General features: G+C 74.8%; 22 protein-coding genes. 17 read left to right on the top strand and 5 right to left on the bottom strand.

What is annotated here, in order from left to right:
• Positions 1 to 62 precede the first annotated feature (62 nt).
• Both valS and FB458_RS00625 read right to left on the bottom strand, forming a co-directional pair.
• A complete protein-coding gene (valS, locus tag FB458_RS00630) occupies positions 63 to 2738 on the bottom strand; it encodes a valine--tRNA ligase (protein WP_141845862.1) in 2676 nt (891 codons plus the stop codon).
• Positions 2739 to 2847: 109 nt separating this feature from the next.
• Positions 2848 to 4665: an ABC transporter ATP-binding protein gene (locus tag FB458_RS00625; RefSeq protein WP_141850235.1), complete on the bottom strand. Its 1818-nt coding sequence runs from the start codon at positions 4663 to 4665 to the stop codon at positions 2848 to 2850.
• Positions 4666 to 4859: 194 nt separating this feature from the next.
• On the opposite strand from FB458_RS00625, the gene FB458_RS00620 reads away from it, so the two are divergent.
• The 3 genes from FB458_RS00620 to FB458_RS00610 are packed head-to-tail and all read left to right on the top strand — an operon-like array spanning position 4860 to position 8458.
• Positions 4860 to 5321, top strand: a complete 462-nt coding sequence (locus FB458_RS00620) for a MarR family winged helix-turn-helix transcriptional regulator (RefSeq protein WP_246060992.1) — start codon at positions 4860 to 4862, stop codon at positions 5319 to 5321.
• 9 nt (positions 5322 to 5330) lie between these two features.
• Complete coding sequence (locus FB458_RS00615; protein WP_141845860.1) at positions 5331 to 6074, top strand: lysophospholipid acyltransferase family protein; 744 nt, start codon at positions 5331 to 5333, stop codon at positions 6072 to 6074.
• Positions 6075 to 6097: 23 nt separating this feature from the next.
• The gene (locus tag FB458_RS00610; RefSeq protein WP_141845858.1) at positions 6098 to 8458 is read left to right on the top strand and encodes a xanthine dehydrogenase family protein molybdopterin-binding subunit; all 2361 of its coding nucleotides are present in this window, start codon (positions 6098 to 6100) and stop codon (positions 8456 to 8458) included.
• A 12-nt stretch (positions 8459 to 8470) separates the two neighbouring features.
• On the opposite strand, the gene FB458_RS00605 is transcribed toward FB458_RS00610, so the two are convergent.
• Positions 8471 to 9436: an alkaline phosphatase family protein gene (locus FB458_RS00605; RefSeq protein ID WP_141845856.1), complete on the bottom strand. Its 966-nt coding sequence runs from the start codon at positions 9434 to 9436 to the stop codon at positions 8471 to 8473.
• A 174-nt stretch (positions 9437 to 9610) separates the two neighbouring features.
• Between FB458_RS00605 and FB458_RS00600 the strand changes: the two genes are divergently transcribed.
• From FB458_RS00600 to rpmA, 4 genes are all read left to right on the top strand, one after another.
• A complete protein-coding gene (locus FB458_RS00600; RefSeq protein ID WP_141845854.1) occupies positions 9611 to 10405 on the top strand; it encodes a TIGR03936 family radical SAM-associated protein in 795 nt (264 codons plus the stop codon).
• Positions 10406 to 10566: 161 nt separating this feature from the next.
• Positions 10567 to 13920: an Rne/Rng family ribonuclease gene (locus FB458_RS00595; protein ID WP_141845852.1), complete on the top strand. Its 3354-nt coding sequence runs from the start codon at positions 10567 to 10569 to the stop codon at positions 13918 to 13920.
• 213 nt (positions 13921 to 14133) lie between these two features.
• Entirely contained in the window at positions 14134 to 14442 is a 309-nt protein-coding gene (gene rplU, locus FB458_RS00590) for a 50S ribosomal protein L21 (RefSeq protein WP_141845850.1), read from the top strand.
• Between the two features lie 42 nt (positions 14443 to 14484).
• Positions 14485 to 14760: a 50S ribosomal protein L27 gene (gene rpmA / locus FB458_RS00585; protein ID WP_141845847.1), complete on the top strand. Its 276-nt coding sequence runs from the start codon at positions 14485 to 14487 to the stop codon at positions 14758 to 14760.
• A 42-nt stretch (positions 14761 to 14802) separates the two neighbouring features.
• Here rpmA and FB458_RS22000 read toward each other — a convergent pair whose 3' ends face one another.
• Positions 14803 to 14931, bottom strand: coding sequence for a hypothetical protein (locus tag FB458_RS22000; RefSeq protein WP_281286071.1), 129 nt, complete (start codon positions 14929 to 14931; stop codon positions 14803 to 14805).
• On the opposite strand from FB458_RS22000, the gene obgE reads away from it, so the two are divergent.
• The 9 genes from obgE (at position 14930) to FB458_RS00540 (ending at position 24683) form a co-directional block, all read left to right on the top strand.
• Positions 14930 to 16453 (top strand): GTPase ObgE, encoded by a 1524-nt coding sequence (obgE, locus tag FB458_RS00580; protein WP_141845845.1) that lies wholly within the window; start codon positions 14930 to 14932, stop codon positions 16451 to 16453. The genes FB458_RS22000 and obgE overlap by 2 nt on opposite strands.
• 3 nt (positions 16454 to 16456) lie before the next feature.
• On the top strand, positions 16457 to 17563 hold the full coding sequence (gene proB / locus FB458_RS00575) for a glutamate 5-kinase (RefSeq protein WP_141845842.1): 1107 nt from the start codon (positions 16457 to 16459) through the stop codon (positions 17561 to 17563).
• Between the two features lie 291 nt (positions 17564 to 17854).
• Positions 17855 to 19135 carry a glycosyltransferase family 4 protein gene (locus FB458_RS00570; RefSeq protein ID WP_141845840.1) on the top strand — a complete coding sequence of 427 codons (1281 nt, stop codon included), beginning with the start codon at positions 17855 to 17857 and terminating at the stop codon, positions 19133 to 19135.
• On the top strand, positions 19129 to 19842 hold the full coding sequence (locus FB458_RS00565) for a class I SAM-dependent methyltransferase (RefSeq protein ID WP_141845838.1): 714 nt from the start codon (positions 19129 to 19131) through the stop codon (positions 19840 to 19842). Before FB458_RS00570 ends, FB458_RS00565 begins: the two co-directional genes overlap by 7 nt.
• Positions 19843 to 19845: 3 nt before the next feature.
• A complete protein-coding gene (locus FB458_RS00560) occupies positions 19846 to 20931 on the top strand; it encodes a glucosidase family protein (protein WP_211355884.1) in 1086 nt (361 codons plus the stop codon).
• A complete protein-coding gene (locus tag FB458_RS00555) occupies positions 20907 to 21584 on the top strand; it encodes a class I SAM-dependent methyltransferase (RefSeq protein ID WP_246060991.1) in 678 nt (225 codons plus the stop codon). Before FB458_RS00560 ends, FB458_RS00555 begins: the two co-directional genes overlap by 25 nt.
• A gap of 9 nt (positions 21585 to 21593) precedes the next feature.
• Positions 21594 to 22493 (top strand): NAD-dependent epimerase/dehydratase family protein, encoded by a 900-nt coding sequence (locus FB458_RS00550; RefSeq protein ID WP_141845836.1) that lies wholly within the window; start codon positions 21594 to 21596, stop codon positions 22491 to 22493.
• A 66-nt stretch (positions 22494 to 22559) separates the two neighbouring features.
• The gene (locus tag FB458_RS00545) at positions 22560 to 23879 is read left to right on the top strand and encodes a glutamate-5-semialdehyde dehydrogenase (protein ID WP_141845834.1); all 1320 of its coding nucleotides are present in this window, start codon (positions 22560 to 22562) and stop codon (positions 23877 to 23879) included.
• A gap of 108 nt (positions 23880 to 23987) precedes the next feature.
• Positions 23988 to 24683, top strand: a complete 696-nt coding sequence (locus FB458_RS00540) for a class I SAM-dependent methyltransferase (protein WP_141845832.1) — start codon at positions 23988 to 23990, stop codon at positions 24681 to 24683.
• Here the strand turns inward: FB458_RS00540 and FB458_RS00535 are convergent.
• Positions 24661 to 25779: a glycosyltransferase family 2 protein gene (locus FB458_RS00535; RefSeq protein ID WP_141845830.1), complete on the bottom strand. Its 1119-nt coding sequence runs from the start codon at positions 25777 to 25779 to the stop codon at positions 24661 to 24663. The two genes, FB458_RS00540 and FB458_RS00535, sit on opposite strands and share 23 nt — an antisense overlap.
• A 139-nt stretch (positions 25780 to 25918) precedes the next feature.
• On the opposite strand from FB458_RS00535, the gene FB458_RS00530 reads away from it, so the two are divergent.
• Complete coding sequence (locus FB458_RS00530) at positions 25919 to 26164, top strand: hypothetical protein (protein WP_141845829.1); 246 nt, start codon at positions 25919 to 25921, stop codon at positions 26162 to 26164.
• The last annotated feature ends 17 nt before the right edge of the window (positions 26165 to 26181 follow it).

Here is a 26181-nt window from a genome sequence, read left to right as displayed (position 1 = left end):
CGGAGAACGGTTCTCCGGCGGGGCCGGACATTATCGGGCGACCCGATAATGTCCAGGAACGTTCAGCCGCGCGGGGGCGGCGGGACGATGACCGCGTCACGCACTTCGACGGCGTCCGCCTCGGCGTACGACACGGCGCCGAGGTGGCCGGCGGCGGACAGGTCGGCCTCGGCGGACCGCACCGCCTCCAGCGCGGCGGACGGCCCGGCGATGACGAGCGACGTCACCTCCGCCCGCATGCCGACCTTGGCCTCCGACTTCGCCTTGCGCACTCCCGCGAGCGCGGCGCCCACCGCGGCGAGCACCGCCAGGTCACCGTCGACCCCGGCGCCGAGCTCGGCGCGGGTCGGCCAGGCCGCGCGGTGCACGGAGCCGTCGCGACCGGTGCGCTCGTGGAACCACGACCACACCTCCTCGGTCGCGAAGACGAGCACGGGCGCGAGCAGCCGCAGCACGACGTCGAGGCTGACCCGCAGCGTGGCCCGCGCGGACGCGGACGCCTCGGGCGAGATGGACGCGGACTCGTCGCGGCCGCCGTACGCCCGGTCCTTGACCAGCTCGAGGTAGTCGTCGCAGAAGCTCCAGAAGAAGCTCTCGGTGACCTCGAGCGCACGGGTGTAGTCCATGGCGTCGTACGCCGCCGTGGCCTTGTCGACGACGTCGGCGAGGGTCGCGAGCACCGAGCGGTCGAGCGGCTCGGTGACCTGCGCGGCGAGGTCGGCGAGCGACCCGGCCGGCTCCACCACCCCGTCGACCGCGCCGAACCCGAGCGCGAACCGGCTCGCGTTGAGCAGCTTGATGGCCAGGCGCCGCCCGACCTTCATCTGCGAGGTGTCGAGCGCGGTGTCCGTCCCGAGCCGCGCGGCCGCGGCCCAGTAGCGCACCCCGTCGGTGCCGTGCTCCTTGAGCATGTCGATGGGCGTCGTCGCGTTGCCCTTGGACTTGCTCATCTTCTTGCGGTCCGGGTCGAGGATCCAGCCGTTGACCGTCGCGTTGCGCCACGGCAGCGACCCGTGCTCGAAGTGCGCGCGCACGACCGTCGCGAAGAGCCAGGTGCGGATGATGTCGTGCCCCTGCGGACGCTGGTCCATCGGGAAGACCGCGGCGAACAGCTCCGGGTCGTCGAGCCAGCCGCCCGCGATCTGCGGGGTGAGCGAGCTCGTCGCCCAGGTGTCCATGATGTCGGCGTCGCCGACGAACCCGCCCGGCTCACCGCGCTGCGCCTCCTCGTAGCCCGCGGGCGCCTCGGCCACGGGGTCCACCGGCAGCGCCGACTCGTCCGGCACGATCGGGTGCTCCCAGTCGGTCTCGCCGTGCTCGTCGACGGGGTACCACACGGGGATCGGCACGCCGAAGAACCGCTGGCGGCTCACGAGCCAGTCGCCGTTGAGGCCGCCGACCCAGTTCTCGTAGCGGCTGCGCATGTACGACGGGTGGAAGGCCAGCTCCCGCCCGCGCTCCAGCATCTGCTCGCGCACGGTCTCGTCGCGCCCGCCGTTGCGGATGTACCACTGCCGCGACGTGACGATCTCGAGCGGCTTGTCGCCCTTCTCGAAGAAGTTTGCCTTGCGCTGCGTGGCCTTCGGCTCGCCGTCGAGGTCCCCCGACTCGCGGATCGCGTCGACGACCGCGGTGCGCGCCGAGAACGTCGTCTTGCCCGCCATCTCGGAGAACAGCGCGCGGCCGGCCTCGCTCGTCACCCACTCGGGCACGTCGCGCTGGATCCGGCCGTCGCGCGTGATGACCGAGCGGGTCGGCAGCTTCAGCTCGCGCCACCACTGCACGTCGGTGAGGTCACCGAAGGTGCAGCACATGGCGATGCCGGCGCCCTTGTCCATCTCGGCCGCCGGGTGCGCGAGCACCGGCAGCTCGACCCCGAAGATCGGCGAGGTCACGATCGTGCCGAACAGGCCCTGGTAGCGCTCGTCGTCCGGGTGCGCGATGAGCGCCACGCACGCCGGCAGCAGCTCGGGGCGCGTCGTCTCGATGTGCACCGGCTCCCCACCCGCCCGGTGGAACGCCACCCGGTGGTAGGCGCCCGGGTAGTCCCGCGCCTCGAGCTCGGCCTGCGCCACGGCCGTCTGGAAGGTCACGTCCCACAGCCCCGGCGCCTCGGCCTGGTAGGCCTCGTCGCGGGCGAGGTTGCGCAGGAAGAAGGCCTGCGACACCGCGCGCGAGCGGTCGTCGATGGTCCGGTAGGAGATGTCCCAGTCGACCGACAGCCCGAGTCGGCGGAAGGTCTCCTCGAAGGTCACCTCGTCGCGCACGGTGAGCACGTCGCACAGCTCGATGAAGTTGCGCCGGCTCACCGGCACCTGGTCGGCGGCCTTGGCGGACTTGCCCTCGCCACCCTCCTGGGGCGGGGTGAACGCGGCGTCGTACGGCAGGGTCGCGTCGCCGCGCACGCCGTAGTAGTTCTGCACGCGGCGCTCGGTCGGCAGGCCGTTGTCGTCCCAGCCGATCGGGTAGAAGACCTCGTGCCCGGTCATCCGCCGGTAGCGGGCCAGGCAGTCGGCCTCGGTGTAGCCGAAGACGTGCCCGATGTGCAGCGCGCCACTGGCGGTCGGCGGCGGGGTGTCGACGGACCAGATCCCCTCGCGCCCGCCGGCCAGCGCCTTCTCCCGGTCGAAGCTGTAGGTGGCCTCCTCGCGCCATACCTGCTCCCACTTCTCCTCGAGGCCGTCGACGGAGGGCTTCTCGGGGATGCGCGTGGTGCGCGGCAGCGAGTCGGTGGTCATGCGGGAAGTCTCCCATCCCGCCCGCACCGCCCAGAACCCGATATGCCTCCCGTACGACGCCCCGTACGACGCCCCGTACGACGCCCCGTACGGCGCCCCGCCCGCCGCCTCAGGCGGGGACGGGGGCGCCGGGCAGCTCGGCGGCGTCGAGGAGGGCGGCGTACCGGCCGCCGCGGGCGAGGAGCTCCTCGTGGGAGCCCTGCTCGACGACGCGGCCGTGGTCGAGGACGGCGATGGTGTCGGCGTGCCGCACGGTGGAGAGGCGGTGGGCGATGGTCACGGTCGTGCGACCGCGGGCGGCGGCGTCGAGGGCGGCCTGGACCTCCCGCTCGGTGTCGTTGTCGAGCGCGCTCGTGGCCTCGTCGAGGACGAGAACGCGTGGGTCCCGCAGGAGGGTGCGGGCGATGGCCAGCCGCTGCTTCTCACCGCCGGAGAAGCGCATGCCGCGCGCCCCGACGACGGTGTCGAGCCCGTCCGGCAGGCCGCGGACCAGCCGGGCGACCTGGGCCGCCTCGAGCACCGACCACAGCTCGTCGTCGCTCGCCTCCGGCCTGGCGTGCAGGAGGTTCTCGCGGACCGATGCGTGCAGCAGGTAGGTGTCCTGGGACACGGCCCCGACGACGGAGGACAGGTCCGCGAGCGCGAGGTCGCGCAGGTCGGTCCCGTCGAGCAGCACCCGGCCGGTACTCGGGTCGGCGAGCCGGGAGACGAGCGAGGCGAGGGTCGTCTTGCCCGACCCGGTCTCGCCGACGAGGGCGAGCGACCCGCCCGCGGGCACGGTGAGGGTGACCCCGGTGAGGGCGTCCCGCTCGGCGCCGGGGTAGCGGAAGGAGACGTCCTCGATCCGCACCTCCCCGCGCACGGCGGAGCGGTCCAGCGCCACCGGGTGCTCCGGCTCGCGCACCGAGGCCTCGAGGTCGAGGTAGCCGAAGATCCGGCTGAAGAGGGCCATCGAGGAGACGACGGAGACCCCGACGTCCAGCAGCCCCATGACCGGCCGGAAGATCCCGGTCTGCAGGGCGGTGAAGGCGACGAGCGTGCCGATGGTCATCCCGCCGGAGGTCGCGGGGAAGCCGGCGGCGAGGTAGATCAGCGCCGGGATGGCCGCGAAGACGACCGACATCGTCGCCATCCGCCACCGGCCGGCGAGCTGGCTGGCGACCTCGAGGTCGACCAGCTCGCGCGAGGTCGTGGCGAACCGCGCCGACATCCGCTCCCCGGCGCCGAGGGACTTGCTCAGCTGGACGCCGCTGACCGACAGCCCCTCGTCGACCTGGGTGAGCATGTCGGCGAGCAGGCGCTGCTGCTTGGCGGTGATGTCCCGGCGCAGCAGGGCGACCCGGCGCGAGAGCCAGATCGCCGGCGGCAGGACGAGCAGCGAGAGCAGCGACAACCGCCAGCTGAGGGCGACCATGGCGACGGCGGTGCCGACCGCGGTCGTGAGGTTGGAGGCGATCGACGTCGCGGTGGACGTGACGACCGACTGCATCCCGGCGACGTCGTTGGTCAGGCGCGACTGCACCTCGCCGCCGCGGGTGCGGGTGAAGAAGTCGAGCGACTGCCGCTGCAGGTGCGCGAAGACGTCGGTGCGCAGCCGGTGCATGACGGCCTGGCCGACGAGGGTCGAGCGCCACGTCTGCAGGACCCCGAGGACGGAGGTGACGACGGTGACGGCGAGCATCCCGCCGACGGTGAGCAGCAGCAGCCGCGTGTCGCGCCGGGGGAGGGCGTCGTCGATGACGGTGCGCAGCAGGAACGGGGTCGCGAGCGCGACGACGCTCGAGGCGACGATGAGCGCCATGACCGCGGCGATCGACCAGCGGTGCGGCGCGAAGAGGGCCGCGACGCGCGGCCACGGGACGGGGGACTCGGCCAGCTGGGCGCGGTCGGCGGGGTCGACGCGGCGGGCCGGCCGGCCCCCGCCCATCCCGCCGCCCGAGCCACCGCTCGAGCCACCACCGAGGCGGCCGGAGCCACCGCGCTCGCCGAGGCGCGACGCGGTCCGGACGGGTTCGGTGAAGGTGCTCGTCACGGGCACCACCTCCTCATCGGTCGGGGACTGGGGTTTAATGCTGAGGTTACCTCACTATGAGGCTACCCCAGCAACGGTAGGCTCGTCCCGTGCATTCCCGAGACCTGCCGCAGCTGCGCCCCGAGCGCCTCGACGACCTGGTCCTCGCCGTCAGCCGCCGCCTGCGGCGCCGCTGGGCCCACGGCCTGAGCCCGTGGGGCCTCAGCCCGCACCAGTCCCGGGCGCTGCGCGTCGTGACGTCGTACGGCGACCTGCGGCTCGGCGACCTCGCCGAGCACCTGCGCATCGCGCCGAGGTCGGCGACCGAGGTCGTCGACGGCCTCGTCGAGCGCGGGCTGCTCGAGCGGGTCGCCGACCCGGCCGACCGCCGGGCCACGCTCGTGCGCCCGACGCCCGAGGGGGAGAAGGTCGGCGCCGAGGTCGACGCGGCCCGCGGCGCCGACGCCGAGGCGCTCTTCGGGCACCTCACCGCGGGCGAGCGCGCCGACCTCGTGCGCCTGCTGCGCAAGGTCGTCGACACCCCCGGGCCGGGGGAGCCGGACGGCCACTAGGTTGTCGCCATGGAGCCCGTCTACAGCGCGGTCATCGGGTTCGCGCGCCTCGTCTTCGCCGCCGAGGGCCTGAAGTTCACCATCACCGGGACCGAGCACGTCCCGCGCACCGGCGGCGCGGTGATGGTCCTCAACCACACCGGCTACATGGACTTCACCTACGCCGGGTTCGCCGCCGTCCCGGCGCACCGGCTGGTGCGGTTCATGGCCAAGGACAGCGTCTTCCGGCACCGCGTCAGCGGCCCGCTCATGCGCGCCATGAAGCACATCCCCGTCGACCGGTCCGCCGGCGCGGCGTCGTACCAGAGCGCCGTGGAGGCCCTGCGCCGCGGCGAGATCGTCGGGGTCTTCCCCGAGGCGACGATCTCGCGCTCCTTCGAGCTCAAGGAGTTCAAGAACGGCGCCGCCCGGATGGCGAAGGAGGCCGGCGTCCCGCTGCTGCCGACCGTCATCTGGGGCTCGCAACGCGTCTGGACCAAGGACCACCCCAAGCGCCTCGGCCGGACGGGCACCCCCATCAGCATCGACGTCGGCGCCCCCGTTCCCGTCGGTGCCGACGAGGACCCGGACGCAGCGACGGCGCGGGTGCGCGAGGTGATGACCCGGATGCTGCACGCCGCGCAGGAGCGCTACGAGCCGCTCACCGGCGCCGAGCGGGTCTTCCTGCCGGCGCGGCTCGGCGGCGACGCGCCCACCCCCGAGCGGGCCGCCGAGCTGGACGAGAAGGAGCGCCTCCACCGCGCACAGCGCTGACCCGCGTGCCTAGAGTGCAGGGCATGGCCGGATCACTGCTGGGCAACGCCGTCCGTCGCGTCGAGGACCCCGACCTCGTCACCGGGCGGAGCACCTACGTCGACGACATCCGCACGGTGGACGGGGTGCTGCACGCGGTGTTCGTGCGCAGCTACCTGGCCCACGCGCGCATCACCGGGATCGACGTCGAGGAGGCGCGACGCGCCCCCGGGGTGCACGCCGTCCTCACCGGCGCCGACCTCGACCTCGGCCCCGTCATCCCCTTCGCCACCGCCAACGGCGACCTGCAGCGCCAGCCGCTGGCGACCGACCGGGTCCGGTTCGTCGGGGAGCCCGTCGCCGTGGTCGTCGCCGAGACCCGCGCGCAGGCCGTCGACGCCGCCGAGCTCGTCGACGTCGACTACGAGGAGCTGCCGGTCGTCGTCGACGTCGAGGCGGCCGTCGCCGACGAGGCGCCCCTGCAGTTCGACGAGGCGCCGCGCAACATCGCCGGCGGCGACCGCTCGCCCGACCAGGACGACGTCCTCGCCGGCGCCGCGCACGTCGTGCGGCTGCGGATGGTCAACAACCGGCTCGCCGTCGCCCCGATGGAGGGCAACGCCGTCCTCGCCGTCCCCGGGTCGCCCGAGGACGAGTACGACCTCACGGTCCACGTCGCCACCCAGATGCCGCACCTGGCCCGCACCCTCGTGCGCAAGACCTTCGGCCTGGAGTCGGCGCGGGTCCGCGTCATCGCCCCCCACGTCGGCGGGGCCTTCGGAGGCAAGGCCGCGGTCGGGCCCGAGCACTACGTCGCCATCGCCGCCGCCCGCCACCTCGGCCGACCGGTCAAGTGGGTGGAGACCCGCTCCGAGGCGATGCTCTCGATGCAGGGCCGCGGCCAGGTCGACTACCTCGAGCTCGGCCTCGACGAGGAGGGGCACTTCCTCGGCCTGCGCTGCCGCGTCCTCGGCGACTGCGGCGCCTACGCCGGCTTCGGCGGGTCGTTCGCCTACAGCACGACGTACATCATGGCGCCGGGCGTCTACCGGGTCGGCAAGCTCGACTACGCCGGCGTCGCCGTCCTCACCAACACCACGCCGGTCGGGGCCTTCCGCGGCGCCGGGCGCCCCGAGGCCGCCGAGATGCTCGAGCGCCTCGTGGACCTCGCCGCCGACGAGACCGGGATCGACCCGGCCGAGCTGCGCCGGCGCAACTTCATCGAGCCCGACGCCTTCCCCTTCACGACGCTCGCCGGGATGACCTACGACAACGGCGACTACGACGCCCCGCTCACCAAGGCCCTCCAGCTGGCCGGGTACGACGACCTGCGCGTCGAGCAGGCGGCCCGCCGGGAGCGCGGCGACGTGCGCCAGCTGGGGATCGGGCTGTCGGTCTACGCCGAGATCACCGGCGGCGGGTCGAGCGAGATCGGCATGGTCGAGGTCGCCGACGACGGGACGGTCACCGTGCGAGCCGGCACGTCGAGCCACGGCCAGGGCCACGCGACGGCGTTCTCGATGATCGTCGCCGACAAGCTCGGCGTCCCGCTCGAGCAGGTGCGCTTCGAGCAGTCCGACACCGCGCTCGTCCCGCGCGGCGGCGGCACGGGCGGCTCGCGCTCGCTGCAGATCGGCGGCAGCGCCGTCGCCGGCGCGGCCGACGACGTCGTCGCCCTCGCCCGCGAGGTCGCCGCCCGGATGCTCGAGGCGTCGGTCGACGACGTCCGGCTCGAGGAGGGCCGCTTCCACGTGGCCGGCGTGCCGACGCCGAGCATCGGCTGGGGCGAGGTCGCCGCGCGCTCGCGCGAGGACGGCGAGCCGCTGCGCGCCGACCACGACTTCACCCCGGAGAACGCGACGTTCCCCTTCGGCGCGCACGTCAGCGTCGTCGAGGTCGACACCGAGACCGGCCTGGTCACCCCGACCCGGCACGTCGCGGTCGACGACTGCGGCCGGATCCTCAACCCGCTCCTCGTCGAGGGCCAGCAGCACGGCGGCATCGCCCAGGGCATGTCCCAGGCGCTGTGGGAGGAGTTCTGCTACGACGACGCCGGCCAGCCGGTGACGGCGACGTTCGCCGACTACGGGATCCCCGCGGCGACCGAGGTGCCGAGCTTCGAGACGGCCAACACCGAGACGCCGACCCACCTCAACCCGTTGGGGGCCAAGGGGATCGGCGAGTCGGCGACGGTCGGCTCGACCCCGGCCGTGCACAACGCCGTCGTCGACGCGCTCAGCCACCTCGGGGTGCGCCACGTCGACATGCCGCTGACCCCCCAGCGGGTCGTCGAGGCCGTACGACGCGCCGGCGACGGCACCCTGCCCGACCTGTGGCGCGAGCCGCCGGCCGTCTTCGACGACCTCGAGGTCCGCGGCGGGTCCGAGGAGGTCACGAACATCTGAGCCGGCGCCGGCTCAGCCCAGGCCGAAGTCCTTCGCGACCGACGTCGTGACGGTCGCGGCGTTCTGCAGCCGCGGCAGACCGAGCAGGTCCTGGGTCCCGCGCAGCAGGGAGTAGTGGTTGAACGCCGTCGTCGAGACGTAGCCGGGCGTCGTCCACGGCGAGGCGACGATGAACGGCGCGATCGCCTGGTTCGCCCCGGCCTGGTCCCACACGACGAAGACGGCCATGTCCCCGGCGGCGTAGGCGGGGGAGTCGAGGATCCCCTCGACCCACGTCCTGGCCCAGGCGTCGCTGAGGGCGAGCCGCTTCTGCTGGCTGGTCGGGCACAGGGTGCGGGTGCTGCAGCCGTGGCCGGAGTCGGGGACGTTCGCCTCGACCCAGGTGAACGACTGGCTGAGGTCGAGCTGGCTCGGGTCCGCCGGCAGCGGCAGGTCGCGGCGCAGGCAGGCCGAGCGGTTGTCGTCGTACCAGAGGGCGGGGTTGTGCCGCGCGAAGTAGGTCGTCGTGTCCTTGCGGCCGCAGGCGCCGGGCATGTCGCCCATGTAGACGGTCCAGTCGGCGCCGAGCTGGCTGAACAGGTCGGGGCCCGGCACCCGGACGACGTCGCCGGTGCTGCCCCAGGTCGAGCCGCTCGTCATCGCCAGCTTGGCGCCGTAGTACGGCGTCGCCGAGTACGCGCTCGCGCTGCCGCAGCGGGCGGTGAGGCGCGAGAGGTACGGCGCGGACGTCGCCGGGGCCTTCTGGAAGATGTCGAGGCTCTTGTTCTCGAACACGACCCACACGACGTGCTTGACGGTGGCCTGGCCCGTGGCGGTGCCGCAGGCGGCCGCCGTCGTGTCCGCGGGGGCGGCGGGGGCCGCCGAGGCGGGGGTGGTCCCGAGCAGGGCGGCGGCGACGAGCGCGCCGAGCAGACCGGCGAGCAGGGGGGTGCGACGTCGTCCGCGGCGGTGCGGGCGAGCAGGGACAGGAAGGGTCACGGGGCGCCTCGTCGTTCGGCGGGTCCCGGGCGGCGCGGTGAGGCCGTCGCCCCCGAGCGGATGGGAGACGGTAACAACCTGTGAGCGCCATGGGTGCCGAACGCGTCCCCGACCGCCCGCCGTTGCACGCGGGGGCCCGGCGTGCGCCACCGCGGGGCGCCGTACGCTGCCGCCATGGCTCGACAGCGCGTCCCCGAAGGACCGGCGCCCGAGCCGGCCGTCCAGAAGCTGCGGATCCGCTACGCCAAGCGCGGCCGGCTGCGATTCTCCTCCACCCGCGACTTCCAGCGCGCCCTCGAGCGGGCGCTGCGCCGGGCCGGGGTGCCGATGGCCTTCAGCGCCGGCTTCCACCCGCACCCGCGGATCAGCTACGCCAACGCGGCGCCGACCGGGACGGCCAGCGAGGCCGAGTACGTCGAGATCGCGGTCACCGCGCGCGTCGACCCGGAGGCGCTGCGCGCGGCGCTCGACGAGGCGCTCCCGCCCGGCCTCGACGTCGTCCGGGTCGTCGAGGCCGCCCCCGGCGCGCTCGCCGACCGGTTGCAGGCCAGCCACTGGGTCGTCGCCTTCCCGGGGCTGGACGCGGCCGACCTCGAGAGCGCCGTCGCGGGGCTGCTCGAGCGGGACGAGGTGCTCGTCACCCGGCGCGTCAAGACGGGGGACCGCACCTTCGACGTCCGCTCGGCCGTCGTCCGGCTCGAGGTGACGACGCGGGAGGCCGTCACGGCGGGTGGGGACACGGTGGTCGGCCTACCGGTCGGTGAGGGGCCGTGTGCGATACTGACGGCGGTCGTACGGCACACCACACCTGTCGTCCGGCCCGACGACCTGCTGACCGCGCTGCGCACCGTCGCGGCCCTGCAGCCGCCGGTGTCACCCCTGGTGACCCGACTGGCCCAGGGTCCGCTGGACGCGCACCACGAGGTGACCGACCCGTTGGCCACCACGCAGGAGGCCGTCGGCGGCTGACCGGTGCCGCGCACTCCGCGAGCCGGCCCTCCGCACCACACGACTTCCGTCCCCGGCACCCGCCGCAGGACGAGCACCTGATCGGCACGCACGGAGAGGGACGGGGCCCACGGGCCCCCGGTGTGGGTCCGTCGCCGGGTGGCGCCGGAGAGGATCGCCCGATGGCGTCCGAGAACGAGCAGACCCCGCAGGACCAGCAGGGAACCCCCGACACCGGGGAGCAGACCTTCTGGACGGGGGAGTGGCAGCCGCCCGCCGAGCAGGCCGAGGCGCCCGCCAAGAAGGCCGCCCCGCGCAAGCGGGCGACCAAGAAGGCCGCCGCCGCGGCCGACGGCGCCGAGGCGCCCGCGAAGAAGGCCGCCCCGCGCAAGCGGGCGGCGAAGAAGGCCGCCGCCGCCCCGGCCGCCGCCACGGCCGCTGCCGAGGCACCCGCCCAGGCCCCTGCCGAGAGCCTCGTCGGGAGCCCGGTCGAGAGCCCGGCCGAGAGCCCGGCCGAGCCGGCCGCCGAGGCGGCCGCGCCCGCCGCCAAGCGCACGCCGCGCAAGCGCGCGAGCCGCAAGGCGACCGCCCCGGTGGCCGCTCCCGAGCCCCAGCCCGAGACCCAGCCCGAGCCCACGACCGCCGCGGGGGTCGTCTCCGCGGAGCAGGACTGGGCCACCGTCGCCGACGCCACCCTCGAGGCCGGCGTCCCGGACGACGTCGCGGCGCAGGTCGCCCCCGAGGAGCCGGACGAGGAGCTCGCCGATGAGCCGGTCGCGGAGGTCGTCGAGGAGTCGGCGACCGCCGACGAGGCGCCGGCCGCGTCGCTGGGCGTCGTCTTCCAGGCCCCGCCGACCCGTCGCCGCTCCCGCCGGGCGTCCTCGCCCGTGAGCCAGCCGACGCCCGTCGCCGAGGAGGAGGTCGCCGCCACGGCGCCGACCACCGGCACCGCGGACTCCGCGCAGAGCGCGCCCGCCCCGTCGGACGAGGGCACCGGGCAGGCCGACCAGGACGACCAGGACGACAGCGAGGGCCACGACGGCGGCGACCAGCCGCGGCGCCGTCGCCGCCGTGGCGGCAAGGGCCGCCGCGGGCGTGGCGGCTCCGGTGACCAGGGCGCGGACGACGCCGCGGACCAGGGCGACACCGAGCCCGGCTCGACGGACGGCGGGACGACCGCCACTGCTCGGACCGCCACGGGCGCCGACAGCGCCGACAGCGCCGACAGCGCCGACGCCTCCGGCACCTCCGACGCCTCCGACACCCCCGGCACCCCCGGCACCGCCGACGCCGGCGAGGGCGAGCCCGCGCCGACCACCGGCCGCTCCCGCCGCCGGCGCGGTTCGCGCTCGTCCGGGGCGGCTGCGCAGGCGGCGACCGAGCCCGCGGACCAGACCGGCGGCGACGCCGCCGAGGCCTCGGACGACGAGACCTCCGACGAGGCGGGCGAGGGCGCGGGCGGCAGCCGGCGTCGTACCCGCCGTCGTCGTCGCGGTGGCTCGGGCGCGGGCGACGCCGCGGCCGACGAGCCAGGCGTGACCACCCGGGTCCGGGAGCCGCGCGCCGCGCGCGACGAGGTGATTGGCGTCAAGGGCTCGACCCGGCTCGAGGCGAAGAAGCAGCGCCGCCGCGAGGGCCGGGAGGCCGGGCGGCGTCGTACGGTCATCACCGAGGCCGAGTTCCTCGCCCGGCGCGAGAGCGTCGAGCGGGTCATGGTCGTCCGCGAGCGCGACTCGCGCACCCAGATCGGGGTCCTCGAGGACGGGGTCCTCGTCGAGCACTACATCTCGCGCGAGACCAACGTCTCGATGGCCGGCAACATCTACCTCGGCCGCGTCCAGAACGTCCTGCCGTCGATGGAGGCCGCCTTCGTCGACATCGGCAAGGGCCGCAACGCCGTGCTCTACGCCGGCGAGGTGAACTGGGACGCCGCCGGGCTCGGCTCGGGTCAGCCCAAGCGGATCGAGCACGCGCTCAGCTCCGGCCAGAGCGTCCTGGTCCAGGTGACCAAGGACCCGATCGGCCACAAGGGCGCTCGCCTGACCTCCCAGATCTCGCTGCCGGGCCGCTACCTGGTCTACGTGCCGGACAGCTCGATGACCGGGATCTCGCGCAAGCTGCCCGACACCGAGCGGGCGCGCCTCAAGCGGATCCTCAAGGAGGTCGTGCCGGACTCGGCGGGCGTCATCGTGCGCACCGCCGCCGAGGGCGCCTCCGAGGAGGAGCTGCGCGCCGACGTCGAGCGGCTCACCCGCACCTGGGAGGAGATCCAGGCCAAGGCCGAGGCCGCCGGGAACGGCAAGGGCCGGGGCAAGGGCAAGGGCGGCTCCGCCCCGCTGCTCCTGCACGGCGAGCCCGACCTCACCGTCCGGGTCATCCGCGACGTGTTCAACGAGGACTTCACCTCGCTCGTCGTCGCGGGTCAGCAGGCGTGGGACGAGGTGTCCGACTACGTCGGCTCCGTCGCGCCCGACCTCGCCGACCGGGTCACCCGGTGGACGGGGGAGCAGGATCTCTTCACGCACCACCGCGTCGACGAGCAGCTGGCCAAGGCGATGGACCGCAAGGTCTGGCTGCCGTCCGGCGGGTCGCTCGTCATCGACCGCACCGAGGCGATGACCGTCGTCGACGTCAACACCGGCAAGTTCGTCGGGTCCGGGGGCAACCTCGAGGAGACGGTCACCAAGAACAACATCGAGGCCGCGGAGGAGATCGTCCGCCAGCTCCGGCTGCGCGACATCGGCGGCATCATCGTCGTCGACTTCATCGACATGGTCCTCGAGGCCAACCGCGATCTCGTCGTGCGCCGGCTGCTCGAGTGCCTCGGGCGCGACCGGACCAAGCACCAGGTCGCCGAGGTCACCTCGCTCGGCCTGGTCCAGATGACCCGCAAGCGGGTCGGGTCGGGGCTCATCGAGGTCTTCTCCGAGCCGTGCGACGCCTGCCACGGGCGCGGCATCATCGTCCACACCGAGCCCGTCGACCGCGGCCACTCCGGGGACCACGACGGCCACCAGCACGGTCAGGGCGGGTCCGCGAACGGCGGCAACGGCAACAACGGCGGCAACGGGGGCAACGGCAACGGCGGCGGTACGACGAGCCGCTCGTCGCGCTCGCGCCGCAAGGAGCCGGCGCCCGAGCCGGCCAAGGCCGCCGGCGGACCCACGCCCGCGCAGATCGCCGCCGCGGCGCACGCCGCCGCCCTCAAGGCGACCGGGGGAGTGCCGGACGACGGGGCGGGGTCGGTCGACGCCGGCGACCACGCCGACGCCGAGCTGACCGCCGCGGTCGAGCAGGCCGTGGCCGAGGTGCTCGAGGCGGCCGACACGACGGCCGAGGCCCCCGAGGCTCCCGAGGCGCCCGAGGCTCCCGAGGCTCCCGAGGCCCCCGAGACCGCCGAGGTCGTCGAGACCGCGGCCGCACCGGAGCCGGAGCCCCAGCCCGAGCCCCAGCCCCGCGCACGTCGTCGCCGGGGACGGGTCGTCGCCCCGGCCGGGCCGCCGGCGCCGACGGACGGTGCGGAGACGTCGTCGTGACCTCGCCGGTTTGGTCGCACGCGACCGGTCCCGGTACTCTTGACCCTCGGTGCGCCCACCGATCTGTGCCCCGGTCCTCGCGGCCTGCCCGACGCCTCCCTGAGACGTCGAGCGGATGCCGGAGCCGGCGCTACGTGACGGTCCACGAGAGCGTGCACCACCATGACAACACCGGCCGCTTCACGGCGACCGACTGGAGAGAGTGAGCTCGACGTGTACGCGATCGTTCGCGCAGGTGGACGCCAGGAGAAGGTCTCCGTGGGTGACGTCCTCCTCATCGACAAGGTGCCCGGTGCCGCCGGAGACAGCGTCGACCTCACGCCGCTGCTCCTCGTCGACGGGGGCGTCGTGACCACCGACTCGTCCGCGCTGGCCAAGGCCAAGGTCACCGCCGAGGTCGTCAAGCCCGCCAAGGGCCCGAAGATCACGATCCTCAAGTTCAAGAACAAGACCGGCTACCGCAAGCGCCAGGGTCACCGCCAGCACCTGACCCAGGTCAAGGTCACGGCCATCGAGGCCTGAGGCTCCCCCTCTCCATCCCGTCACGAAGGCAGGCACTAAGACATGGCACACAAGAAGGGTGCGTCCTCGACCCGCAACGGTCGTGACTCCAACGCCCAGTACCTCGGCGTCAAGCGGTTCGGCGGCCAGGTCGTCAAGGCCGGCGAGATCATCGTCCGCCAGCGCGGCACGCACTTCCACCCCGGCGAGGGTGTCGGCCGCGGCAAGGACGACACGCTGTTCGCGCTCGTCGCCGGCGCCGTGAAGTTCGGCTCCAAGCGCGGCCGCAAGACCGTCAACATCGAGCAGCCGCAGGTGGCCGAGCCGGTCGAGGCCTGAGCCTCACCGCACACCACCTCGCGCGAGCGAGACCACGCAGCATCACGCGACGGGGCGGGCCGACACGGCCCGCCCCGTCGCGGCGTCCCGGGAGACCGGGAGCCACCCCCTCAGCACGACCCGCAGGACGCCGTACGGCGACCCGCCCCCCGACCGCAGGAGCAGACACATGGCCACCACCTTCGTGGACCGCGTCGTCCTCCACGTGAGCGCGGGTGACGGCGGGCACGGCGTCGCCTCGGTGCGGCGCGAGAAGTTCAAGCCGCTGGGCGGGCCCGACGGCGGCAACGGCGGCCGCGGTGGCTCGGTCGTCCTGCGCGTCGACGCGCAGTCGACGACGCTGCTGGACTACCACCGCCACCCGCACCGCTCCGCGCCCAACGGCAAGCCCGGCGCCGGCGACGAGCGCAACGGCGCCGACGGCGAGGACCTCGTCCTGCCGGTGCCCGACGGCACCGTCGTCAAGGACGCCGACGGCCGGATCGTCGTCGACCTCGTCGGTGAGGGCAGCGAGCACGTCATCGCCCGCGGTGGCCGCGGAGGCCTCGGCAACAAGGCGCTGTCGTCGCCGCGCCGCAAGGCGCCCGGCTTCGCCCTCCTCGGCGAGCCCGGCGACGTCCTCGACGTCACTCTCGAGCTGAAGTCGCTCGCCGACGTCGCGCTCATCGGCTTCCCCTCGGCGGGCAAGTCCTCCCTCGTGTCGGTGCTGTCCGCCGCCCGGCCGAAGATCGCCGACTACCCCTTCACCACGCTGGTGCCGAACCTCGGCGTCGTCACCGCCGGCGACGAGCGCTACACGGTCGCCGACGTCCCCGGGCTCATCCCCGGCGCCCACGAGGGGCGCGGGCTGGGACTGGAGTTCCTGCGCCACGTCGAGCGCTGCTCGGTCCTCGTCCACGTCGTCGACTGCGCGACCCTCGAGCCGGGCCGGGACCCGATGACCGACCTCGACGTCATCGAGAACGAGCTGTCGCTCTACGTCCCCGACGCCGACCTCGGTGGTCGGCCGCTCGCCGAGCGCACCCGCGTCGTCGTCCTCAACAAGGCCGACGTGCCCGAGGCACAGGAGCTGGCCGAGATGGTCCGCCCCGACCTCGAGGCGCGCGGGCTCGAGGTCCACGTCGTCTCCGCCGTCGCCCGCACCGGGCTGCGCGAGCTGTCCTTCGCCCTCGCCCGGCTCGTCGCCCAGGCCCGGGCCGAGGCCCCCGAGGTCGCGCCGCGCCGGATCGTCCTGCGCCCCCGCGCGGTCGACGACTCCGGCTTCGTCATCCGCAAGGAGCAGGTGGGCGACGGGGTCGCGTACCGCGTCGTCGGCGAGCGCCCGACCCGCTGGGTCCGCCAGACCGACTTCTCCAACGACGAGGCCGTCGGCTACCTCGCCGACCGGCTCAACCGGCTCGGCATCGAGGACGCGCTCGTCAAGGCGGGCGCCGTCGCCGGTGACACCGTCCTCATCGGCGCGGCCGACGACGCCGTCGTCTTCGACTGGGAGCCGACGATGGCCGCGGGGGCGGAGCTGCTCGGCCCCCGCGGGAGCGACCTGCGGGTCGACCCCAACGAGCGTCGTACGGCCCGGGAGAAGCGCGAGGCCGCCCGCGACCGCTACGTCGCCCGGCAGGCCACCCAGGCCGAGCTCGAGGCCGAGCGCCGCGCCGGTCACTGGGCCACGGCGCGCGGCGACGACGAGGACTGAGCGGTGCGCGACGCGGTCGTCGCGGCCCGGCGGGTCGTCGTCAAGGTCGGCTCGTCGTCGCTGACCGGCCCGGACGGCCGGATCGACGCCGCCCGGCTGGTGGCGCTCGTCGACGCCGTCGCGGCGCGGCGGCTGGCCGGGACCTCGGTCGTGCTCGTCTCGTCGGGGGCCATCGCCGCCGGGCTGGGTCCGCTGGGGCTGGCGACGCGCCCGCGTGACCTCGCCACGCAGCAGGCGGCGGCCAGCGTCGGGCAGGGGGCGCTCGTGGCGGCGTACCAGTCCGCGTTCGGCGGGCACGGGCTGACCGTGGGGCAGGTGCTGCTCACCGCGGACGACGTCACGCGGCGCGCGCACTACGCCAACGCCCGGCGCACCCTCGACCGGCTGCTCGACCTCGGGACCGTGCCGGTCGTCAACGAGAACGACACCGTCGCGACCCACGAGATCCGCTTCGGCGACAACGACCGACTGGCCGCGCTCGTCGCCCACCTCGTGCACGCCGACGCGCTCGTGCTCCTCTCCGACGTCGACGCGCTGTACGACGGCCCGCCCTCGCGGCCGGGCGCGCGGCGGCTGGAGGTCGTCGCCGGACCGGCCGACCTCGACGGCGTCGTCGTCAAGGGGTCGGGCTCGAAGGTCGGCACCGGCGGCATGACGACGAAGATCGAGGCCGCCGGCATCGCGACGGCGGCCGGCATCACGACGGTGCTGACGTCCGCCGAGAAGGCGGGGGAGGCCCTGGCCGGCGACGAGGTCGGCACGGTGTTCCTCCCGACCGGCTCGCCCCGGCCGTCGCGGCTGCTGTGGCTGGCGCACGCGACGACCCCGCGCGGCCGGCTGGTCCTCGACGACGGCGCCGTCGGTGCGGTCGTGGGCCGCCGCAAGTCGCTGCTGCCGGCGGGCATCACGGCCGTCGAGGGCTCGTTCGGCGAGGGCGACCCGGTCGACCTCGTCGACGCCGACGGCCGCGCCGTCGCCCGCGGCCTGGTCAACTACGCCTCCGACGAGCTGCCGCCGATGCTCGGCCGCTCCACCAAGGCCCTCGCCCGCGACCTCGGTCAGCAGTACGAGCGGGAGGTCGTCCACCGCGACGACCTCGTCCTGCTGTAGCGCGCGACGTCGTACGGGCTCGGGCGTGCTCGACGCAGCGTCATGCTGCGCTGCGGGGGACTTGACGCAGCGTCATGCCGCTTGACGCAGGGTGCACCCCGCGTCAAGCGGCTCGACGCTGCGTCAAGTCCGCCCGGGGAGCCGACCCGAATCGGAGTCGGCCCACTCGGCTCCCGTCACGACCCGAGCCGAGCGGACCGAATCCGATTCGAGTAGGTCGCCCGTGGTTGGATCAGGGCTACCCACCGGTAACGGCCGGACCGGGCCGGTGCACGGGGAGGAGGGGTCCGCGTGCGGGTCGCCCTGCTGTCCTACCGGAGCGCGGAGCACTGCGGCGGCCAGGGGGTCTACGTCCGCCACCTCTCGGGCGCCCTCGTCGACCTCGGGCACGACGTCGAGGTGCTGTCCGGGCCGCCGTACCCCGACTTCCTCGACCCGCGGGTGCGCCTGACCCGGGTCCCCAGCCTCGACCTCTACCGCGAGCCGGACCCGTTCCGCACGCCGCGACCCTCCGAGCTGCGGACCCGGTACGACGTCCTCGAGTGGCTCACCATGCTCACCGGCTGCTTCGCCGAACCGCTCGCGTTCTCGCTCCGCGTCGGCCGGCTGCTGCGCGACCGTCCGGCCGAGCAGCGTCCTGACGTCGTCCACGACAACCAGACCCTCGGCTGGGGCCTGCCCGCGCTGCGCCGCGCCGGGATCCCGCTCGTCGCGACCGTGCACCACCCGATCAGCCGCGACCTGGCCCTCGAGCTCGCCGCCGCTCCCACCCGGGGGCGGCGGGTCCAGCTGCGCCGCTGGTACGCCTTCGTCCCCATGCAGGCCGCCGTCACCCGCCGCCTGCCGGTCCTGCTCGGCGTCTCCCGCGCGGCCGCCGACGACACCGAGCGCGACTTCCGGCTGCGGCCGGGCACGGTCCAGGTCGTCCCGCTCGGCGTCGACACCGACCTCTTCGCCCCGTCCGCCGGCCCGCGCACGGCGGGCCGGCTCGTCGCCGTCGCGAGCAGCGCCGACCAGCCGCTCAAGGGCGTCAGCCACCTGCTCGACGCCGTGGCCAAGCTGCGCGCCGAGCGCGACGTCACCCTCGACCTCGTCGGCCGGCTCGAGGACGGCGGGCCCGCCCGCCGCCGCATCGCCGAGCTCGGGCTCGAGGACGCCGTCACCGTCCACACCGGGATCACCGACGAGGCCCTCGCCGGCCTGCTCGCGTCGGCGCAGCTCGCCGTCGTCGCGAGCCTGTACGAAGGCTTCTCCCTCCCGACCGTCGAGGCGATGGCCTGCGGCACCCCGGTGGTCGCCTCCGACGCCGGCGCGCTGCCCGAGGTCCTCGGCGACGCCGGCGTCCTCGTCCCGCCCGGTGACGCGGAGGCGATCGCCGCGGCCGTCCGCGACCTGCTCGACGACGACGCCGAGCGCGCCCGGCTCGGCGCTGCCGCCCGCGCCCGGGCCGAGGACCGGTTCAGCTGGGTCTCGGTCGCCCGCCGGACCGTCGCCGCCTACGAGGAGGAGCGCGCCCTGCACACCAGCCCCTCCTCCAGAACCGCTGCGCCACAAGGGAGCTCGTCGTGCTGACCGTCGACTACGACCGCCTGCGGGTCGGCCACGGCACCCGCTTCGCCGACGTCGGCGCGGGCGCGGGCCGGCACTCCTACGAGGCGCTGCGCCGGGGCGCGCACGTGACGGCGTACGACCTCGACGAGGGCGAGCTCGACGGCGTCAAGGGGATGTTCGCCGCCATGGAGCTCGAGGGCCAGGTGCCGCCCGGCGGCACCGGGGAGGTCGTCGTCGGCGACGTCCTCGCGATGCCCTTCGACGACGCGTCGTACGACGTCGTCCTCGCGTCCGAGATCCTCGAGCACGTCCCGCAGGACGCCGCCGCGGTCGCCGAGCTCGTCCGCATCCTCGCGCCCGGGGGGATGCTCGCCGTCACCGTCCCGCGCTGGTGGCCCGAGCGAGTGTGCTGGGCGCTGTCCGACGAGTACCACGCCAACGAGGGCGGGCACGTACGCGTCTACCGGGCGAGCGACCTCGTCCGCACGATCGAGGCGACCGGGCTGCTCCTGGTCCATCGGCACCACGCGCACGCCCTGCACGCGCCGTACTGGTGGCTCAAGTGCGCCGTCGGCGTCCACGACGACGAGCACCCGGCCGTCCGCGCCTACCACCGGATGCTGGTCTGGGACCTCATGTCCGGCCCGGCCGTCACCCGCGTCACCGAGCGCGCGCTGAACCCGGTCCTCGGCAAGAGCGTCGCGCTGTACTTCGAGAAGCCGGCCTGACCCGTGCGGCCCCTCGAGGTCCCCGGCGTCCTCACCGCCGCCCAGACCGCGCGCACCGCCGACGCGATCGCTCGCGCGCAGACGCCCGGCGGAGCGATCCCGTGGTACCCCGGCGGCCGGCTCGACCCGTGGGACCACGTGCAGGCCGCGATGGGCCTCACCGCCGCCGGCCGACGCGACGAGGCGGCCGCCGCGCTGCGCTGGTCGGCGGGCGCGCAACGCCGCGACGGCACCTGGCCGATGGCGTACGGCGGCCCGGACGCCACCACCGTGCTCGACCCCCACGCCGACCTCGGCTTCGGCGCCTACCTCGCCACCGGGGTGCGCCACCACCACCTCGCGACCGGCGACCGGCGTCTCGTCGACGAGACGTGGCCGGCGGTGCGGGCCGCGCTCGACCTCGTCGTGGCGCACCAGCGGGACGACGGCACCGTCCCGTGGGCGGTCGGCGCGGGCGGCCCGGTCGACGACGCGCTGCTCACCGCGTCGGCCAGCACGGCCCTCAGCCTGCGGCACAGCGCCACCCTCGGCGAGCTCGTCCGCGACCCGCACCCGGGCTGGCTCCGCGCGGCGCGCCGGCTCGCCCACGCCGTCGCCGACCACCCGGAGGCGTTCTCTCCCAAGCCGACCCACGCGATGGACTGGTACTACCCGGTCCTCACGGGGGCCCTGACCGGCGCCCGCGCGGCCGCCCACCTCGACGCCCGCTGGGCCGAGTTCGTCGAGCCCGGCCTCGGCGTCCGCTGCGTCAGCGACCACCCGTGGGTCACCGGCGGCGAGAGCGCCGAGCTCGCCCTCGCCCTCGACGCCGCCGGCCGACCCGCCCGCGCCGCCGCCGTCCTGCGCGACCTGCAGCACCTGCGCGACGAGGACGGCTCCTACTGGACCGGCCTCGTCCACGCCGACGGCAAGCGCTGGCCCGTCGAGCGGACGACGTGGACCGCCGCCACCGTGCTGCTCGCCGCCGACGCCCTCGCCGGGGCCACCGCCGCGGGCGGGCTCTTCCGCGACGCGGCCCGCGAAGCCCACCACGCGGCGCCGTACCGGAGCGAGAAGGAGACCCCGTGCCGCTGCCGGCTGGCCTCGTGAGACTGCTCGACGACGTCCCCGGCTTCATGCCGGACGACGAGGGGGAGGCGCTGCACGCCGCCGCCTCCCACGCCCTGCGTCCGCACCGCGACCGCACCGGTGCCCCCTCGGTGCGGACGCAGCGGGTGGGGTTGGAGATCGGGTCGTACTGCGGCCGCTCGACCGTCTGGCTCGGCGACGCCGCCCGGCAGGCCGGCGCCGCGCTCGTCACCCTCGACCACCACCGCGGCTCGGAGGAGCACCAGCCCGGCTGGGAGTACCACGACACCTCCCTCGTCGACCCCGAGACCGGGAGGATCGACACCCTCCCGCACCTGCGCCGCACCCTGCGCCGCGCCGGCCTCGACGACGTCGTCACGGTGCTCGTCGGCACCTCGAGCCAGGTGGCCGCGTGGTGGGCGACCTCCCTCGACCTGCTCTTCGTCGACGGCAGCCACACCGAGGAGTCGGCCCGCGCCGACTTCGACGGCTGGGCCCACCACGTCCGCGTCGGCGGCACCCTGCTCGTCCACGACGTCTTCCCCGACCCCGCCGACGGGGGCCAGGCGCCGTACCACCTCTACCTGCGCGCGCTGCAGGACGGCTTCGTCGAGCGCTCGGTCACCGGCTCGCTGCGGGTCCTCGAACGGGTCACGGAGCCGGTGCGCGGGTAAGGCCCCGCCATGCGCATCTTCTTCACCGGAGGCAGCGGCAAGGCCGGTCGCCACGTCGCCCCGTACCTCGCCGCCCAGGGCCACCAGGTCACCAACGCCGACCTCGTCCCGCTCGGCCACACGGGAGTCCAGGACCTCACCGTCGACCTCACCGACGCGGGGGAGACGTACTCCGCGCTCGCCGGCCTCGCCAACGGCGACGAGCTCGACCTGCCCGAGAAGCCGTCGTACGACGCCGTCGTCCACTTCGCCGCGATCCCCGCCATCCTCAAGATGGCCGACACCCGCACCTACGCCACCAACGTCGTCAGCACCTTCAACGTCCTCGAAGCGGCCGCCCGCCTCGGCATCCCCAAGGTGGTCTTCGCCTCCTCCGAGACGACGTACGGCGTCTGCTTCGCCCAGGGCGAGCGCAAGCCGCTCTACGTCCCCGTCGACGAGGAGCACCCGACGGTCCCCGAGGACGCCTACGCCCAGTCCAAGGTCTCGGGCGAGGTCACCGCCCGCGGGATCCAGTCGCGCACCGGCCGCGACGTCTACGGGCTGCGGATCAACAACGTCATCGAGCCGCACGAGTACGAGCAGAAGTTCCCCGCCTACCTGCAGGACCCCGCCACGCGCCGCCGCAACATCTTCGCCTACATCGACGTGCGCGACCTCGGCCTCATGGTCCAGCGCTGCCTGCTCACCGACGGTCTGGGGTACGAGGTCTTCAACGTCGCCAACGCGGACATGTCCGTCGCCGCGACGACCAGCGAGGTCGTCGAGCGGTTCTACGACGGCGTCGAGGTCCGCAAGGAGCTGGGCCGCGACGACACGTTCTACTCCATCGACAAGGCCCGCCGGCTCGTCGGCTTCGAGCCCCAGCACAGCTGGCGCGAGGTCCTCGACGACCCGCGCGCCGGCTGACGGGCCGCGTCCCGCCGCTCGGAAAGGGCGTGGGGCGCGCCGCGGCGCCGCCGTACCCTGCGAGGTATGGCCGACACCCCCGCCGCGCGCCCCGTCGAGCCGGTCGCGCCCATCGACCCCGCGGTCGTCGCCCACGTCGCGCAGGTCGCGACCGCCGCCCGTACGGCGTCGCGCGGCCTGGCCCTGCTGACCCGGGCCCGCAAGGACGAGCTGCTGCACGCCGTCGCCGACGCCCTCGTCGCCGCGACGCCGGACATCGTCGCCGGCAACGCCGAGGACCTCGCCCGCGGCCGCGAGCGCGGCCTGGCCGCCGGGCTGCTCGACCGGCTGCTGCTCGACGAGCAGCGGATCGCCGCCATCGCCGCGGCCGTCCGCGACGTGGCCGCGCTGCCCGACCCGGTGGGGGAGGTCGTGCGCGGCTCGACCCTCGCCAACGGCCTGCAGATCCGCCAGGTCCGCGTCCCCATGGGCGTCGTCGGGATGATCTACGAGGCGCGCCCCAACGTCACCGTCGACGCCGCCGCGCTCGCGCTCAAGAGCGGCAACGCCGTCCTGCTGCGCGGCGGCTCGGCGGCCGCGTCGAGCAACCGCGTCCTCGTCGCGGCGATCCGGACCGCCCTGCGCGGGCAGGGGCTCGACGAGCACGCCGTCGCCTCGCTCGACGACGGCGGCCGCGACGCCGCCCGCGCGCTGATGACCGCCCGCGGCCTCGTCGACCTCGTCATCCCGCGCGGCGGCGCCGACCTCATCGCCACCGTCGTGCGCGAGTCGACCGTCCCGGTCATCGAGACCGGCACGGGCGTCAACCACGTGTACGTCGACGAGGCAGCCGACCTCGACCAGGCCACCGCGATCGTCCTCAACTCCAAGGCGCAGCGGCCCAGCGTCTGCAACGCCGCCGAGACGCTGCTCGTCCACGAGCGGGTCGCCGAGGCCTTCCTGCCGAAGGTGCTCGCCGCCCTCGGCGGGGCCGGCGTCACCGTCCACGCCGGGCCCGAGGTCCTCGAGTTCGCCGACGCCGCAGGGGCGGCCGTGCTGCCCGCCCAGGACGGCGACTTCACCCGCGAGTGGTACTCCCTCGACCTCGGCGTGCGCGTCGTGCCCGACCTCGACGCGGCGCTGACGCACATCCGCACCCACGGCACCCAGCACACCGAGGTCGTCGTCACCCGCGACCGCGGCGTCGCCCGGCGGTTCCAGGCCGAGGTGGACGCGGCCGTCGTCGTCGTCAACGCCAGCAGCCGGTTCACCGACGGCGGCGAGTTCGGCTTCGGCGCCGAGATCGGGATCTCGACGCAGAAGCTGCACGCCCGGGGGCCGATGGCGCTGCCCGAGCTGACGACGACGAAGTGGCTCGTCGACGGCGACGGCCAGGTCCGCACCTGACCGGTCCCCGGCGCAGCCCTGTCGGAGAGGCGACACTGGCTCGACCCCGCCACGCTGGGGGTGCGCCGGATTTGGGTTGCCAGCCCGCCCGCTGGCAGGGTGACGCGGATGGAGGGCACCGAGGTCCGCAAGCTCGCCGCGCTCGAGGACACCCACTGGTGGTACCGCGAGCGCCGTCACCTGCTCGCGAAGGCGCTGGACGGGATGACCCCGGGCGACGCCCTCGACATCGGCGCCGCCGGCGGCGGCAACACCCGCGTCCTGCGCGACCTCGGCTGGCGGCCCGCCGCCCTGGAGTACGGCGCCGACGGCGCGAGGGTCGCCCGGGAGCGCGGGCTCGACGTGGTGCGGGCCGACGCGACCGCCCTGCCGGTCGCCGACGGCAGCCTGGACCTCGTCGTCGCCTTCGACGTCCTCGAGCACATCGAGGACGACGCCGCCGCGGTCGCCGAGGTGCGCCGTGTCCTGCGGCCGACGGGCACCTGGCTCGTCGCCGTCCCCGCCGACCCGCGGCTGTGGTCCGCGCACGACGAGGCCGTCGACCACGTGCGCCGCTACACCCGCGAGACCCTCGGCGCGGTGCTCACCGACGGCGGCTTCACCATCGACTCGATGGACAGCTGGAACGTCCTGCTGCGCCCTGTCGTCGCGCTGCGCCGGCGCTCCAGCAGCGGCAGCGACCTCGACGACCTGCACCCCGTCGTCAACGCCGGCCTGCGCGCCGTCATCACCGCCGAGCGCTACCTGCCGGTCAAGCAGTTGCCCGGGGTGAGCCTGCTCGTCAGCGCCCGGCCGCGTCCCTGACCGCCGGCTCCAGCACCGGGTCCGCCGGCTCCAGCACGGGGTCCGCCGGCGGGACCTCGCGCTCGTCGGGCGTGCGGGCCACCGGCCCGCGCCGCCCGGCGGTGGGGGCGCCGCGCGGGGGCAGCGGGGTGTCGGTCGGGCCGCGCCGCGCGGGGGCGGCGAGCGAGTCGTAGGCGATGAAGTACGTCGGCCGGCCCTGCATCTGGGTGTACATCCGCCCGATGTACTCGCCGAGCAGCCCGAGGCAGAGCAGCTGCGCGGCGCCGACGGCGGCGACGATGACGACGGTCGAGGTCCAGCCGGCGACGACCTTGCCCATGACGCTCTCGACGACCGCGAAGATGCCCAGCAGCACCGCGAGCACGCCACCGCCGATGCCGAGCAGGGTGGCCAGGCGCAGCGGCGCCATCGAGAAGCCGGTGAGCGAGTCGACGCTCAGCTTGAGCATCTTCAGCAGGGGGTACTTCGAGACCCCCGCGGCGCGCTCCTCGCGGCGGTACTCGACCGTGCCCGAGGGGAAGCCCAGCGCGGGGACGATGAAGCGCAGCACCCGGTTGTGCTCGGGCAGCTCGTTGATGGCGTCGACGGTCGCGCGCGACATGAGCCGGAAGTCGCCGGCGTCGCTCTGCGCGCTGGTCCCCGACATGCGCCGGATGAGCGAGTAGAAGGCCCGGGCCGTCACCCGCTTGAACACCGTGTCGGTCGAGCGGTCGTTGCGCACCCCGTAGACGACGTCGAGGCCGTCGGTGCGGGCCAGGGAGAGCATCTCGCCGATGACCTCCGGTGGGTCCTGCAGGTCGGCGTCGATCGTCACGACGTAGTCGCCGCGCGCGCTGACCAGCCCGGCCGAGATGGCGGCCTGGTGCCCCGCGTTGGCGCGTAGCCGCACCACCCGCACGGCGTCCCAGTCGCGGTGCATCCGCTGCAGCAGGGCCGGGGTCAGGTCGGTGCTCCCGTCGTCGACCGCGACGACCTCGTACGTCGCCCCGGTGGCCTCCAGGGTCGGGCGCAGCCGGTCGACGAGCAGCGGGAGGACCTCCTCCTCGTTGTACATCGGGATGACGACCGACAGCTCCGGGTCCGTGTCCGGGTTCATGCCTGCCAATGTACGGCGCGGGTCCGGCCCGGGCTGTGCGGCGCGTAGGCCCCCGCTGGGAGCGTGGCCGGACCGTGACGCAGCCGTGACGGAGCCGGACCGTGACGGAGCGGTCGGGCCCGGACGCTACGCTGGGGGCATGCCCGCCACGTCGCTGCTCCCGGTGCTCGTCGCGGCCGAGGAGACCCGCCAGCTGCCGATGCCGCCGATCGCCTTCGGCCTCATCGCCTTCGTGGCGTTCCTGCTCGGCCTCGGGGTGCTGTGGTCCTTCCGCAACACCGCCGCCAAGGTCGCCGACCGCGAGGCGCGGGTGCGCGCCGCGCAGGAGGCCGCCCGCGGGGGCGCCGGGGCCCGCGGCGGTCAGCAGCCCGGGGGCCGGCGCTGAGCCGTCGCCTGGGCGTG

The sequence above is a fragment of the Lapillicoccus jejuensis genome (genome assembly GCF_006715055.1).
GTDB classification, from domain to species: domain Bacteria; phylum Actinomycetota; class Actinomycetes; order Actinomycetales; family Dermatophilaceae; genus Lapillicoccus; species Lapillicoccus jejuensis.
This window is presented reverse-complemented; position numbering and strand designations above follow the sequence as displayed.